The 14,266-nt window shown below is 70.8% G+C and carries 10 protein-coding genes; 9 read left to right on the forward strand and 1 reads right to left on the reverse strand.

The annotated features are described in order from the left end of the window. Window positions 1-16: 16 nt before the first annotated feature. Complete coding sequence (gene eccCa, locus QSK25_RS02310; RefSeq protein WP_285631785.1) at window positions 17-3,991, reverse strand: type VII secretion protein EccCa; 3,975 nt, start codon at window positions 3,989-3,991, stop codon at window positions 17-19. A 132-nt stretch (window positions 3,992-4,123) separates the two neighbouring features. On the opposite strand from eccCa, the gene eccD reads away from it, so the two are divergent. The 9 genes from eccD (at window position 4,124) to QSK25_RS02355 (ending at window position 14,265) form a co-directional block, all read left to right on the forward strand. Beyond that, window positions 4,124-5,521, forward strand: coding sequence for a type VII secretion integral membrane protein EccD (gene eccD, locus QSK25_RS02315; RefSeq protein ID WP_285631788.1), 1,398 nt, complete (start codon window positions 4,124-4,126; stop codon window positions 5,519-5,521). Next, the gene (eccB, locus tag QSK25_RS02320; protein ID WP_285631791.1) at window positions 5,521-6,942 is read left to right on the forward strand and encodes a type VII secretion protein EccB; all 1,422 of its coding nucleotides are present in this window, start codon (window positions 5,521-5,523) and stop codon (window positions 6,940-6,942) included. The genes eccD and eccB overlap by 1 nt, the downstream gene beginning before the upstream one ends. Before the next feature lie 150 nt (window positions 6,943-7,092). After that, window positions 7,093-7,416: a hypothetical protein gene (locus QSK25_RS02325; RefSeq protein ID WP_285631793.1), complete on the forward strand. Its 324-nt coding sequence runs from the start codon at window positions 7,093-7,095 to the stop codon at window positions 7,414-7,416. A 38-nt stretch (window positions 7,417-7,454) separates the two neighbouring features. Beyond that, window positions 7,455-7,742: a WXG100 family type VII secretion target gene (locus tag QSK25_RS02330; RefSeq protein WP_285631796.1), complete on the forward strand. Its 288-nt coding sequence runs from the start codon at window positions 7,455-7,457 to the stop codon at window positions 7,740-7,742. Window positions 7,743-7,852: 110 nt separating this feature from the next. After that, window positions 7,853-8,596 carry a hypothetical protein gene (locus QSK25_RS02335; protein WP_285631799.1) on the forward strand — a complete coding sequence of 248 codons (744 nt, stop codon included), beginning with the start codon at window positions 7,853-7,855 and terminating at the stop codon, window positions 8,594-8,596. A gap of 78 nt (window positions 8,597-8,674) precedes the next feature. After that, entirely contained in the window at window positions 8,675-12,079 is a 3,405-nt protein-coding gene (locus QSK25_RS02340; RefSeq protein WP_285631802.1) for a hypothetical protein, read from the forward strand. Window positions 12,080-12,081: 2 nt separating this feature from the next. After that, window positions 12,082-13,488 carry a WXG100 family type VII secretion target gene (locus QSK25_RS02345; RefSeq protein ID WP_285631805.1) on the forward strand — a complete coding sequence of 469 codons (1,407 nt, stop codon included), beginning with the start codon at window positions 12,082-12,084 and terminating at the stop codon, window positions 13,486-13,488. Between the two features lies 1 nt (window position 13,489). Next, window positions 13,490-13,924 (forward strand): YbaB/EbfC family nucleoid-associated protein, encoded by a 435-nt coding sequence (locus tag QSK25_RS02350; protein ID WP_285631808.1) that lies wholly within the window; start codon window positions 13,490-13,492, stop codon window positions 13,922-13,924. Window positions 13,925-13,926: 2 nt separating this feature from the next. Beyond that, entirely contained in the window at window positions 13,927-14,265 is a 339-nt protein-coding gene (locus tag QSK25_RS02355) for a WXG100 family type VII secretion target (RefSeq protein ID WP_285631811.1), read from the forward strand. Window position 14,266: the final 1 nt, after the last annotated feature.

Below are 14,266 nucleotides of genomic sequence, written 5' to 3' on the forward strand. Positions count from 1 at the left end.
TGGACCGCCCGGCGACTCAGTCCTCGACCAGCGGGGTCTGCACCAGCCGAACGGTCCGCCGGCGGTTGATGAACTGGGCACGTCCCGGTGGCAACGTCCGCGGCTTGAGGTTGCCCAGGAACGCCCCCTCGGTCTTGGGGCAGGACAACAGCAGCGCGGGCGTTCCGAGCTCCCACATCCTCCGGATCGCCGGGTTGGACATCGACCGGCTGGCACCGGCCGTGCTGCGCGCGATGATCACGTGGACACCCACGTCCGACGCCTGCGCGAGGATCGGCAGCAGCGGTTGCAGCGGTCCCGCGCTGCCCGACGTCTCCGCCAGCTCGAAGTCGTCGATGATGATGTACAGCCTGCCGCCGCCCCACCAGTCGCGCAGCGGCAACCGGCTCGGGCTGATCTCCGGCCCGGGGATCCGCTTCTCCAGCACGGACGCCGCCCCGGCGATCGACTTCGTCAACGCCTCGGCGCCGACCGCGTACTCCAGCTGGTGCTCGGCCGGGATCGAACTGCCGAGTTCGCGCCGGAAGTCGCCGAACATGATCCGAGCCTCGTCGGTGGTGTGGTGCGCGACGATGGAGCGGGCGATGTGCTTCAACAGGTTCGTCTTGCCGCTCTCCGCGTCCCCGTAGATCAGCAGATGTGGGCTGGCGTCGAAGTCGTGCCACTCGGGCCCGAGGTTCACGTCCTCCAGCCCCAGCGCCATCCGCATCTCCGCCGACGGCGACGGTGCCTGGGGCGCCGGCAGTTCCCGGACCGACAGCGTGTGGGGGAGCAGCCGGACCTTCGGCGCCACCGGGGCGCCGGGAACCGCCAGCGCCTCCGCCAGTTCGACGGTGGCCTCGGCGAGGTCCTCGGTGCCGGTGTCCCCGTCGATGCGCGGCAGTGCGGCCAGGAAGTGCAGGCGGTCGGGCGTGATCCCGCGGCCGGGGATCGACGGCACGGTCGCGGCGAACCGGCTGTTGACCTCCGACTCGACGGCGTCACCGAGCTTCAGCTCGAACCGCGTGCCCATCACGTCCCGCAGCCACGGCCGCATCTCCGACCACCGGTTGGACGCGATGACCAGGTGGATGCCGAAGCTCAGGCCGCGCGCGGCCAGTTCGGTGAACCGCTCCTCGACCTCCTCGAAGTCCTGCCGGATCGTGTACCAGCCGTCGACGACCAGGAACACGTCGCCGTACGGGTCGGCGTCGAGGTGACGGCCCTGCTTGCGGGCACGGCGGTAGCTCGCCATCGAGTCGATGTTGTGCTCAGCGAAGATCGCCTCGCGCTTCGCCATCAGGCTCGTCACCTCCAGCACGGTCCGGGTGACGCGGTCACGGTCTAGGCGGTTCGCGACGCTGCCGACGTGCGGAAGGCCCGCCAGCGCCGTGAGTGAACCACCGAAGTCCAGGCAGTAGAACTGGACCTCGGCCGCGGTGTGCGTCAGGGCGAGCCCGGCGATGAACGTGCGCAGCAGCGTGCTCTTGCCGCTCTGCGGGCCGCCGACCACCGCGACGTTGCCCCGGCTGCCGGAGACGTCCGCGAGCAGCAGCTCACGCCGTTGCTGCGCGGGCAGGTCGACGAGTCCCACCGGGACGGTCAGGTCCGCGGTGTGCAGGTCGCCGACGGGGCGCGGCCCGAGCTCGGGGTGGTCGACCAGCGGCGGGAGCAGCTGGTCCAGCGTGGCCGGTGTCTTGAGCGGCGGGAGCCACACCTGGTGCGCCCGCGGGCCGACGCCGCGCAGCCGTTCGATGAGCACGTCGAGCATGGTCAGCGTGTTCTCCTCGGCGCTGGTGCTCTCCGGTTCGGGCTCGGGTTCCGGGGCCTTCTGCGGTTCGAGGTAGTCCGTGCCGAACGGCACGACCTGGGCGACGACCGAGGCGGTGCTGACCCCCTTGCGCCGCTTGGGCCGGTAGGGGGCGGAGGAGTAGGCGCCCTTGAACCGCAACAACGTCTGCGTGTCCGGCCGCAGGTACCCGTTGCCGGGGCTGTTCGGCAGCTCGTAGGCGTCGGGCACGCCGATCACGCTGCGGCTCTCCATGGCCGAGAACGTGCGCAGGCCGATCCGGTACGACAGGTGCGTCTCCACCTTGTGGATGCGCCCCTCGTCGAGTCGTTGCGAGGCCAGCAGCAGGTGCACGCCGAGGCTGCGGCCCAGCCGGCCGATCATCGCGAACACGTCGATGAACTCGGGCTTGCTCGACAACATCTCGCTGAACTCGTCGACCACGATGAACAGCGCGGGCATCGGCTCCAGCTGCACGCCCTGGGCGCGCGCCGCCTCGTAGTCGCGCCTCGACGCGTAGTTCCCTGCGGCACGCAGGTGTTCCTGCCGCCGGTTCATCTCACCGGTCAGCGCGTCCTGCATGCGGTCGACGAGCTCCAGCTCGTCCGCGAGGTTCGTGATCACCGCGGAGGTGTGGGGGAGCTGGTCGAAGCCGAGGAAGGCCGCGCCGCCCTTGAAGTCGACGAGGACGAAGTTCAGGTCTTCCGACGAGTGCGTGGTCGCGAGTGCGAGCACGAGCGTGCGCAGCAGCTCGCTCTTGCCGGAACCGGTCGCGCCGACGCAGAGGCCGTGCGGGCCCATGCCGTCCTCGGCGGACTCCTTGATGTCGAGCTCCAGCGGGGCACCGGCACCGGCGATGCCGATCGGCACGCGCAGCCGCCGTTTCGACGTCATCCGCTCCCGCCGGTACTTCACCGGCTCGAACGTCGCGACGTCACCGATGCCGAGCATCGTGGACAGGTCGTAGTCGACGGCCAGCGGCTCGCCGTCCTCCGCCGCCTCGCCGACGCGGAACCGCGCCATCGTCCTCGCCAGTGCCGCCGCCGAGATCTCGCTCAGGTCGTCCGGGGTGCACAGGTCGGCGGTCTGCTCCTTGCCGATGCGGTCGAACGAGACGGTGCGCACCTTCTCGGCGGTGACGTCGAGGATCAGCGCCCCCGGCCGTTGCTGGCGTGGGAGCGCTCCCGAGACGTCGAGCACGACGGCGTTGCGGTAGCCCTCGTCGGCGACGCGGTGGTCGGACGGGACGTTCACACCGTCGATCAGCAGCACCACGAACGGTTCCGAGGCGGTGATGGGCGTGTCGGCCTCGAACTTCGGCCTGCCGGTGAAGGCGGGGCCGCCGAGCAGGAGTTCCGCCTGCGTCAGGTCGTGCGCGGTGAGCCGGCGGGCGCCCGCCGCGTCGCGGCTCTCCGGGTCCTGGTGGTGCGGCAACCACTTCAGCCACTCCCAGCGCTCCGCCCGTTCCTCGGACACGCAGGTGGCGATCACCACGTCACCGGGAGCGTGCGCGGTCGCCAGTTGCGCGAGCAGGGCACGCACGAGCCCGAGCACGGCGTCGTCCTCGCCCGCGAACTGGATCTGGCCGAACCCGCGCAGGTACACGGCGATCGGTGCGTCCGGCAACGTGCTGTAGGCGCGCAGGAACCGGCGCAACGCGTGCGCGGTCAGCGGTTCCAGGTCGTCCACGGGCTTGCTGTCGGGCGGGACGAGCTTCGTGGACGAGCGCTGGGTGCCCAGGCCGAGGCGGACCTCGCCGAAGTCCTCGTGCGCCGGACGGCGTTCCCAGAGCCGGTAGCCGAGGGCGGTCGACCACAGGGCGTGCGGGTCCGGGTGTGTCCACCGCGCGGCTTGTTGTTGCGCGGAAAGGGCTTTGCGCACGCGGCCGCGCAACTGCGCCAGGTACCGGACGTAGTCGCGTCGGTGCCCGTTCAGCTTCTGCTTGTGCGTCACGGAACTGCGCACCATCTGCGTCACGAGCATGCCGACGGCGGACAGCACCATCAGGCCGCCGCCGATGTAGGCGAAGACGCCGGAACCGGGCCGCACGAACATCATCACCATGGCGAGCGAACCGATGCCCATCGGCGCGTACATCAGCACCGAGCTGATGGTGCCGCCGGTGTCCTCCGGCACGCTCGGCGGCGGTTGCAACTCGATGTCCGAACTCGGGGCAGGCGGTTTCGGACGCCGTGCGCGGCGAGCGAACAGCGTTGTGCTCAACGGGCTCTCCCTCGGTGGGTGAAGTTCCTCTTTTTCAGCCTCTGACGGCTCGCGGCGGTGTTCGCGCGCGAAGACTCGCCTAGCTTCTGGCCTGGTCACGGGTCTAGACCTGGAGGAAGGACCTGGCACCGGATGGAAGAGCAAACACAGCTTCGCACAACGAGTTCCGCACGGCTACGGTTCGTTTTGGACGGTGGATCACGGGACGTGGCACTGCCTGCCGAAGTCCCGCTCGCTGATCTGCTGCCCGCGATCCTGCCGTTGTTCGGCGCGGACGTGGTGGAGGAGGGCGCGGAACACGAGGGCTGGGTGGTGCAGCGGATCGGTGAGAAGCCGCTGGACGAGGACCGGACGCTCACCGAGTTGAACGTGTTCGACGGCGAGAGCCTGCACCTGCGCCCGCGCGCCGGACAGCTGGCCGCCGTCGACTACGACGACCTGGTCGACGGTGTCGGCGAGGTCGTGCGCGAGCACGCGGGGCGCATCACGCCTGAGCGTGCCCGCTGGATGTTCCGGGCCGGTGCCGCCGTGAGCCTCGGCATCGGCCTGCTGGCGTTGCTCCAGGGCCCCATGAGCGGGATGCAGGCGGTGGTCGCGTCCGTGGTGGCGCTGGTGCTCCTGCTGTCCGCCACGCTGGTGGCCAGGGGAGCAGGCAGGAGCGAGCCCGCGACGGTGCTGGCCGTGGCCGGAGTGTGCTGTGCCGCCGCGGCGGGGTTCTCCGTCGCCCAGGTCCTGGATCCCGGCGCCAACGCCATGGTCCTGCTGTCCGGTGCGGCGGCGGGAGCGTTGCTCGCGCTCGTCACCGGCGTGGTGGCGATCGCGGACGCAGTGCTGCTGTTCACCGGCGGGATCGTGTTCTCCGCCGTCCTCGGCGTCGCCGGACTGGTGGGAGCGCTGAGCCCCCTCACCACGTCGGAGTCGGCCGCGATCGCGGTCTCCGCCTCGGTGGTGGTGGCGATCTTCGTGCCGCACCTGGCGTTCCGGCTCTCGGGCCTGACGCTGCCGATGCTGCCGACCGGCGCGAACGAGCTGGGCGAGGACATCGAACCGGTGTCGCACGACCTGGTGAACGAGCGGGGCGCGGTCACGTTCTCCTACGTCACCTCGTTGTACGTCGGCCTCGGCGCCGCGCAGTGCGTGCTGCTGCCGTTGCTCGTGGTCGGCGGGGACACGTGGTCGATCGTGCTGGCGCTGGTGATCGCCCTGCTGCTGCTCCTGCGTTCCCGGCACCCGGCCGGGCTGGTCGCGCGGTGCTCGATCCTGGCGCCGGTCGCGGTCGTGATCGCGGCGGTGGTGCTGTACGTGAGTGCCGTGAACCCCGCGGCGGGACGGCTGCTGGTCGTGGTGCCCCTGGTGACGGTGGCCGCGCTGCTGTTCCTCTTCGGCGCGGAACGGCTGCCGGGGACCCGGCTGCGGCCCTACTGGGGACGCGCGGTGGAGATCCTGGAGTCGCTGACCGCCATGGCCGTGTTGCCCGTTTTGTTGCAGGTGTTGCACGTCTACGCCCTGATGCGCGCGTTGGCGGGCTGATGAAATCTCGCAAAGACCAGGTACAGGCCTACTTCTTCGTCGTGGGCCGGCTCGCGGCCGCCGTGACGCACGGTGAGCCGGACGCGTTGCAGGCCCCGAGCAGGCGGCTGAGCACGGGCACCGTCTTCGGCATCCTGATCGCGCTGCTGCTCATGGGCATCTTCGGCGTCTACGGGCTCTTCTCGCCGGGCAAGGACAACTCCTGGCGCACGGCGGGCGCGATCGTGATGGACGAGACGACCGGCGCCCGGTACGTCTACCTCGACGGCCAGTTGCGCCCGGTGCTGAACTACTCCTCGGCGCGGCTGGCCTCGGGACACGGGGACGGCAAGGTCGTCGGCGTCTCACCGGGATCGCTCGCCGGAACGCCCGTGGGCCAGCCCATCGGCATCCCCGGCGCACCCGACGCGTTGCCCTCGGGCGGCCAGTTGTCCAAAGGCCCGTGGACTGTCTGCGTCGACACCGAGACACCGGACCACACCGCGCCCCAGGTGACCTTGTTGCTCGACGGCCCGGCAGGTCGTGGTGTGGCGGAGCGGCAGGCGGTGCTCGCCGCGGCCCCGGACGGCGCCCATCACCTGCTGTGGAGCGGGAAACGGCTGCGCATCGCCGACGCGGCCGCCCTGGAGGCCCTGGGGTACGGCGGGAAACCGGCCGTGAAGGTGTCGGCCGCCTGGCTGAACGCGGTCGCGCCGGGGCCGGACCTCCGCGTGCCGGACACCGCTGGAGCCGGTGACCAGGGACCCGTGATCGACGGGAAGCCCAGCCGGGTGGGGCAGGTGTACGAGGTGCGCAACCGCGCGATCGGGACCGATCAGCTCTACCTGGTCCGGTCCGGCGGCGTCGTGCCGATCAACCGGACGGTCGCGGCACTCGTGCTGTCCGCGCCCGGTACCCGTGCCGCCTACCCGGACGCGGTGGTCGCACCGGTCGAGGCGGGTGCGGGAGCGCTCGCCGGGGTGCCGGTGCAGTCCGGCGCCGACCTCGGCGCGGGACTTCCGCCCCAGCCTCCCGAGGTCGTCTCGCCGTCGGCGGACTCGGTGCCCTGCATGACCTTCTCGCCGTCCGCGGACGGGAACCCGACCTCTGCGGTGGAGTTCCTGCCGGCGAACGCGGTGCGTTCCTCGTCGGTGCCCACTGCTCCGCACAAGGCGGGCAGCGCCGCCGACCGGGTGTCGATCCCCGCCGGCGCGGGCGCCCTCGTCAGGACCGCGCCGTCGGCGGGTGCGACGGCCGGGACGCTCTACCTCGTGACCGAGGTCGGCACGAGGTTCCCGCTGCCTTCGAAGGAAGCCGTCTCCGCGCTCGGGTACAGCGAGAACGCGACCGTCGCGGTGCCCGCGGCACTGGTCGGGCTGCTGCCGTCCGGACCGGTGCTGAGCCCCGAGGCGGCCCGTGCGGCACAAACCGGCACTCCGTGAGCGGATTGCTCGTAAGGGTTGTCCCCCCACTGCTCGCGAAAATGCTCGCCAGGCCGTTCCCGCAGCCCGCTCCGCCCTAATCTTTTTCTTGTGAGCGAGCCGCAGATGAATGTGGCCCTTCAATCCGGATGAATTCCAGGAGGAATCACCATGACGACCAAGGTCAGCCCGGAGCAGGTCAAGGCGCAGGCGAACCGCCACGACGCGACCGCGGACAACGTGAGCCAGCAGCTGGACCAGCTGAAGGCCCAGGTCGAGGCCACCCTCGCGGCGAGCCCCAGTGCGGCCACCCGCGCCCTGAGCTCGACGGCCGACCAGTGGATCGAGTCCGTGCGCACCGCCGTTCTGGCCAAGCTGCGCGAGATGGGTCAGACCATGCGCACCGAGGTCGGCGCCCAGCAGGAGCAGGACGACACCGCTCGTTCCGCGATCACCAACGTCCCGGTCGCCGTCGGCAATTTCCTCGGCGCCTGACCCAGCCGTCTCGACAACTACCTCGAAAAGGGAACAAAGTGGAATCGATCACTTACGACTACGGCGTCATCGACGAATGCATCGCGCTGATGAAGAACAAGGCGTCGGAGATCCAGAACCAGTCCGACGAGCTGTACAGCGACGTCAAGCGGATCATGCAGGACTGGGAGGGCTCCACGGCGAACGCGTACGACGCCAAGGCCCAGCAGCTCAACGGCTACCTGGTGGACAGCCGCACCAACCTGGACAACCTCAAGACCGCCCTGCACACGTCCGCGACGGACATGCAGGCGCGCGACAGCCGCGGCGCCGCCGCGATCGGGTGACCCGCGACGGTGTGCGCGTCCTTCCAGTTCCTCTCTCCCCGGTGGAAGGCCGCGCACACCGTCACCCCACTTGCCGACACGACCCCCTTCCCCTGGCAGGAGCCTGAACGATGGCCACCAATTTCGACCCCGACGCGATCAGGGAGTCGGCCAAGAAGCTCGGTTCGATCATGGACGACATGGCCGCGTTCGAGGCCCTGAAGGCGAACTGGCCCAACGCCGGCGGTTTCGAGCTGGCGCAGCGGGTCGAGCGCGTCGTCGACGACCGCCGCAACGGCGTCGTCGCGAACGCCGAGCACCTCAAGATCGCCCTCGACGACATGCGCTCCACGCTCACGAAGATCGCCAACGACTTCGAGAAGGCCGACGACGACAACGCCGCCAAGATCAAGGCGAGCATCGGCGACATGGCGTCCGAGATCCGGAGCGACACCGCGCGCTTCGACCAGAACACCGAGCAGGACCAGCACAACTTCACGCCCGGCCCGAGGACGGGTTCCTCCGGCACCGAGACGGGCACCGAGCCGGTCGAGTCCGATGAGGACGCTGACGAGAACAACTCGGACGGCGACGGTTACGACGACGTCCTGCCCAGCGACGACGCGGACGCGGACGCCGTGCCGGAGGCTTCGGAGTCGAGCGCCGAGGCCGAGGACGAGAACAACTCCGACGGTGACGGTTACGACGACGTCCTGCCCGGTGGCGACGGCACGCAGTCGTACGACTCGACCACCGAGGACCTCGACTCGCTCAAGGACTCGGCCGACGCCGAGATCGAGTCGGCCTCCTCGGACTCGGACTCCGAGTCCGAGGAGGAGCCCAAGGGCAACTCCGACGGCTACATCGCCCAGTAGTCACCTCTTGTCGAGTCTTTGACATCGCCCGAGGCCCCCGCGGGGGTCACCCACCTCGTCTGAAGGAAGTCCAGGGTCATGGCCGATTTCTCCGCTGCGCAGATGGTGGGCGCCTACTCGTCCTCCATGCCGCCCATGGTCGCGGACCAGTACGCGACTCTGGAGCAGCTCCAGGAAGTCGCCTCACAACTGGTCTTCAACTCCGACGGGTCCAAGGCCGGACTCTCGCGGAACACGGTTGCCGAGGCCTGGTACGACCTCGGCAACTACTTCGAGGCCGCCGCGAAGAGGCTCGGCGAGGTGAACGAGGACATCGCCAAGCAGATCAAGGCCATCAAGGACGCGCTGGAGGGTGAGTCGGGGGAGGCGTTCTCGAAGACCGCCACGAAGCTGCTGGACCAGAGCGAAGAGGTCTACCAGACGCTCACCGGCAAGCAGTACGCGCAGACGATCCACAACATCGGGCACGCCATCCAGGCGTTCTCCGGTGGCTGGTGGGAGATCATCGAGACGTCCGACGAGAAGCGGGCAGCCGGAGCCATCGCCATGCAGGCGAAGGCGAGCGCGGCTGTCAACGCGGCGGACGACGAGGTGGAGGTGGCCAACGCGGCCATCCAGCTGAAGCAGGACATGAAGGACATGAACCGCGTCGTCGACGAGCGGCTCGTGAAGGACCTTCAGGACGCCCTGACGTCGTTGGGCAACCAGTACAGCGCCCGCGGCGGCGACCTGGTCCCGCTCGACATCGTCGGCAGCACGCCGTCCTCGGGCGGTTCGCCGAGCGGCAAGGCGGGCGCGGACTCCTTGCCGGACTCCTCCGACGGGGGCGAGACCGCCACTGAGCAGGAGCAGCAGGCGAAGGACGAGGCGAACGACGCGATCGACGACCTCACGGACAGCGGAACGTCGGCCGAGGACGCCCTGGGCGCCGACGACACGACCGAGTCCACAGAGGACACCGAGTCCGCGTCGGACGCGTCGGACGCGTCGGACGCATCGGACGCGGCTGACGCTGAGGGCCTCGCCGACGCCAAGGACGCGGCGGCAGACCTGATCGGCGGCGCCGACGGCACGGACACGGCCGAGGGCGACGCGGCGGGCGACGCTGCGGCCGGCGAGTCCGGTGCGGGCGAGTCCGGTGCGGGCGAGACGGACACGAACTCGGCGGTCCCGGTCCTGGACGACACCGGCACGGGCGCTGCCGGCACCGACTCCGCGACCGGTGATCTCACCGACGCGACGGCAGGCGAGACAGCCGCCGAGACAGACGCCGAGACAGCCGGCGAAACCGCGGAGCAGCAGGCGAACGACGCGGGCGACCAACAGGCGCTGGACGCGGCCAAGAAGGCCGCAGGAGACGCCATGGACTCGCTCACGAGCCCGAGCTCCCTGGCCGACGGCACGGGCAGCACGGGCGGCGAGTCCGGTGCAGGAACGGGAACCGGCGCCGATGCGGGGGCAGGCACTGGCACGGGGTCCGGTGCCGGCGCAGGTTCCGGGCCGTCGGACACGGGGTCGGGGACCCCGTCGACCGGCGGCGGAGCGGTCCCATCGATGCCGACGCTGCCATCGATGGGTTCCGCGAACAAGAAGAAGGACGACGAGGACAAGGCCAAGCGCGACGCCGCCCTGGGCCAGGCGAAGGACGCGGCCGGCAAGGCGATCGACGACCTGACGAGCCCGTCCGCGATGCCCGAGACGTCGTCGGGCGGCCCTTCCGCGGGCACGGGCGCCGGCGAGACTCCGGCCGGTGGCGCGTCAGGCATGCCGCAGACTTCGTCCGACGGTCCCGGTGACGCTGCTCGCGATGCCGCACTGGAGGACGCCAAGAAGGCTGCGGGCAAGGCGATCGACGATTTGTCGAGTCCTTCGGGCGTGCCGGCGACGTCGTCGGGCGGTCCGTCCGGTGGGTCGTCGGGCGGTGGCGCCGGGGATGCGGCTCGCGATGCCGCGTTGGAGGACGCGAAGAAGGCTGCGGGCAAGGCGATCGACGATCTGTCGAGTCCTTCGGGCGTGCCGGCGACGTCGTCGGGCGGTCCCTCCGGTGGTGGCACGCCGCAGACCTCCTCGGACAGCGCGGGTGACGCGGCCCGCGATGCCGCTCTGGAAGACGCGAAGAAGGCGGCCGGCAAGGCGATCGACGACCTGACCAGTCCGTCCACGGGCGGCAGCGGTGGTGGCTCGCCCACGGGCGGTGCCTCACCGAGTGGCGGCTCGCCTTCGGGTGGAGCGTCACCGGCCACGGGTGGTACGCCGTCGGCGGACGACTCCGCGCACGGCACCGGCGACGCCGCTCGGGACAAGGCTCTGGACCAGGCGAAGCAGGCCGCCGACAAGGCGATCTCCGACCTGACGAACCCGTCGTCCACCGGCGACGGATCATCGAGCGACGGCGGAGCGCACCCAGGCGGTGCGACACCAGGTGACTCCTCGCACGGCGGCGGCGAAACGGGGGACAAGGCCGGCGACGCCGCTCGGGACCAGGCTCTGCAGCAGGCGAAGCAGGCCGCGGACAAGGCGATCGAGGACCTGGGCAAGCCGTCCTCCGGCCTCGGTGACCTCGCGGACGGGGCGCACGCCGGTGGCGGTGCGGGCTCGCCCGGCGAGCCCGATCCCGAGCACCAGCGCGTGCTCCAGGAGGCGAAGCACCAGGCCGACAAGGCGATCGAGGACCTCCGCTCCAGCACGCAGGACCCGGCTCGACAGCACGCCTTCGACGAGGCCAGGAAGGCGGCCGACGACGCGATCGACGAGCTCGTCGACCCGGAGCACCACGCGGCCCTCGAGAACGCGAAGGCGACCGCCGACCGCGTCATCGACCAGCTCGGTTCCGACCAGCCCGGCCTGGACGACGCGAAGGCCGCCGCGCACAAGGCGATCGACTCGCTCGACGACGCGGTCGACCCGTCCGCGCCGGGTCACGACCAGAACCTCGCGCAAGCGCAGCGCGAGGCGGCCGACGCGATCAACCGTCTGTCCACACCGGACGACACGGCCGCGCGTCAGGAACAACTCGCCGCCGCCAAGGCGTCGGTGCAGGACGCGATCGCCAAGTCCGACGGCGGTGCGTCCGACGCGATGCACAAGTTCCTCTCGCCGGGCAGCGGTTCCGGTGGCGGGTCACCCGCGTCCGGTGGCGGCACACCGCACCTCGGCGGCGGTGTGGGATCGCTGGGCGCCGCGGACGCCGGCGCCGCACACGTGCAGTCCGTCGCCGGCCAGTTCGACACGGGCGCGACGTCCCGGGGGCCGGCACCGCTGGGTGCCGTGCCCACCACCCTGCCGGCCGGGATGGACGGTTCCGCGATGCCTCCCGGCGGCATGCCGATGGGCGGCATGGGCGCGGGTGCGGGCATGGGTGCGGGCGGAGCACAGCCCGGTGAAAAGGAACGCGAACCGCAGATCTGGTTGCAGGCCGACGAAGGCGCCTGGGGCGACAACGGCGCCGAGGTGCCGCCACCTCCGGTCGTGGGCAGGAGCTGACGATGACCTACGTTCCCGACGCCGCCTTGGCGACCCTGAACTTCGACCAGCTCGCCCAGTTGATCAACGAGGTGAGCCCGGACGTCTTCTACACCCGCGCGACGGCGTTCGACTCCGCCGTCGCCCGGCTGGAAGCGGTGCGGGACGGCATCCGGCGCGAGGCGCGGGCCATCTCCGACGCGTGGCAGGGACGGGTCGCGAACTCGTTCGACGACGCCGCCCGCGAGGTGGACGGCACCGTCGACAGGGTGTTGCAGTCGATGACCGAGCCCGGCTACGGCACGGTGCTGCGCCACGCAGGCGACGCCCTCGCCGAGGCACAGCGCCGGATCCGCGACCTCAGGGCGCAGGGCGTCACCGACTCGCAGGCCGCGTTGCGGGTGCTGCACGACCTCGGCACGGCCTACCAGCACTGCGGCGACTCCATGCCGGGCCCGCCGAACCCGACCGAGTTGTCGCCGTCCGGCACCACCGCGCGCGGCGGTGCCGGAACCGGCCAGGTGGGGTCGTCCTCGCAGCACGCGGATTCCTTCGCGGGCAACGGATCTGCCGCCGGCGCGAGCCCGATGCCCTTCGCCGGGGCGGGCCCTTTAGCTGCGGGCCCGATGTCCTCGGCCGGGACGGGTCCGATGCCTTTCGCCGCTGTCGGGCAGGCGGCACACACGCCTGTAGGCCACGCCGCGCACCCCGCCTCGGAAGTTCTTGGCGGGCAAGGGGTTCCAGGAAATGCCGGGAGCGTCGGCGAGGGCGCGTGCGCGGTGCCGGTGGCTCCGGTGTCCGGGAGCATCTTCGCCGCTGCGATGTCGAAGGAGGCGGGAGTCTCGGCGGTGCTCGGCAAGCGCGTGGCCGTGCCCCCGCCGGCGGTCGCGGCGCCGCGGACCGGGGGAGTGCTCGGTCGCGGAGCTCCGGTGCTCGGTCGCCAGGTCGCGGACCGGGACAAGCAGGGGGTCGTGGCGAAGAAGCCCGTCGAGGTCGAAGCGCGGCCCGTCACCGTGTCGCGTGACGCACCGGCGCCGGTCGCCCAGGTACCCGTCACGGCATCGGCATCGGCATCGGTATCGCCGTCGGCGGTGGCGTCCGTGGTCGCATCTGCCGCCGCGCCGCGTTCGGCCGGCGCCGGGGCGTCGTTCGCTACCGAGAGCCCGGTGGTGTCGATCCCGGTCGAACGGACCTTGCCCACCACCGCACCCGTGCAGGCACCCACCGTCGAAAGCGCACCACCTCCTTTCCTGCCAGGACATGCGGGGCAGGGTGCGGGCGCGTTCGGCCGTGGCGTGACAGGTCAGGTCGGCGAGGCGACCGATCGCGATCCGGAGCTGCCGATCAGCGCGGACCGCGACCTCTGGTCACCCGCCGACACCGGCGCCGCCGTGCTCGGCAGGCGCCAAGAACACCGAGAAGGAAGCTGACATGACGTTCGGATACAACGAGGCCTTCGACCACGACTCGGGCATCGAAGAGGCGCTGGCTTCACTGGACGCCGAGCGCCGCAAGCTGAGCAGGCTCAGCGAGATGTGGAAGGACGGCGAGACGAAGGTCAGGGCGAAGGACAACTCGCTGGAGATGACCTTCGACGGCCGGGGCGAGCTGACCGGGATCTCCTTCAACGAAGCCAAGTACCGGCTGTTGGCCCCGACGCAGCTGGCCGAGGTCATCAAGGAGACGTTGCAGCGCGGCCGGGCCCAGAGCATCGAGAAGATGACGGAGGTCATGGGGTCCACCAGCCCCGGCGGCGTCGACCTGGCCGGTCTCGCGGGCGGCAAGGCGGATCCGCAGGACGTTCTCGAAGCGCTCATCGGCCCGCTGCTCGGCGGCCTCGGTGGCACGCGCAAGTCGGAGGACTGACCGTGGCGGAGAACTTCTACCTCGACCCGGAAGGCCTCACCTCGGCCACGTCGAAGCTCCGCAGCGCCGGCGACGCGCTGTCGCGCGCCCTCGACGAGCTCACCCGCAAGGTGGCCGAGAACGACGGCTGCTGGGGCAGCGACCACATCGGTGAGGCCTTCGCGAAGAACTACGTCCAGAAGGCCAAGGACCTCCAGGACGGCGCCGCGGGAGCCCGCGACGGCGCGGTGCAGATGGCTGACCTGCTCAGGCAGGCGAACACCGCTTTCCAGGACACGGACGCGGAATCGGCCCGCAAGCTCGACCAGACGATGAGCGAGTCCTTCGCCCAGTCCGAGTGAC

The organism is Lentzea sp. NBRC 102530 (genome assembly GCF_030269365.1).
Classification (GTDB): Bacteria; Actinomycetota; Actinomycetes; order Mycobacteriales; family Pseudonocardiaceae; genus Lentzea.

Coding starts and splice junctions, on each gene's coding strand:
- QSK25_RS02325 (WP_285631793.1), top strand. CDS start 7,093: ATGACGACCAAGGTCAGCCCGGAGCAGGTCAAGGCGCAGGCGAACCGC.
- eccB (WP_285631791.1), top strand. CDS start 5,521: ATGAAATCTCGCAAAGACCAGGTACAGGCCTACTTCTTCGTCGTGGGC.
- eccD (WP_285631788.1), top strand. CDS start 4,124: ATGGAAGAGCAAACACAGCTTCGCACAACGAGTTCCGCACGGCTACGG.
- QSK25_RS02345 (WP_285631805.1), top strand. CDS start 12,082: ATGACCTACGTTCCCGACGCCGCCTTGGCGACCCTGAACTTCGACCAG.
- QSK25_RS02350 (WP_285631808.1), top strand. CDS start 13,490: ATGACGTTCGGATACAACGAGGCCTTCGACCACGACTCGGGCATCGAA.
- QSK25_RS02335 (WP_285631799.1), top strand. CDS start 7,853: ATGGCCACCAATTTCGACCCCGACGCGATCAGGGAGTCGGCCAAGAAG.
- QSK25_RS02340 (WP_285631802.1), top strand. CDS start 8,675: ATGGCCGATTTCTCCGCTGCGCAGATGGTGGGCGCCTACTCGTCCTCC.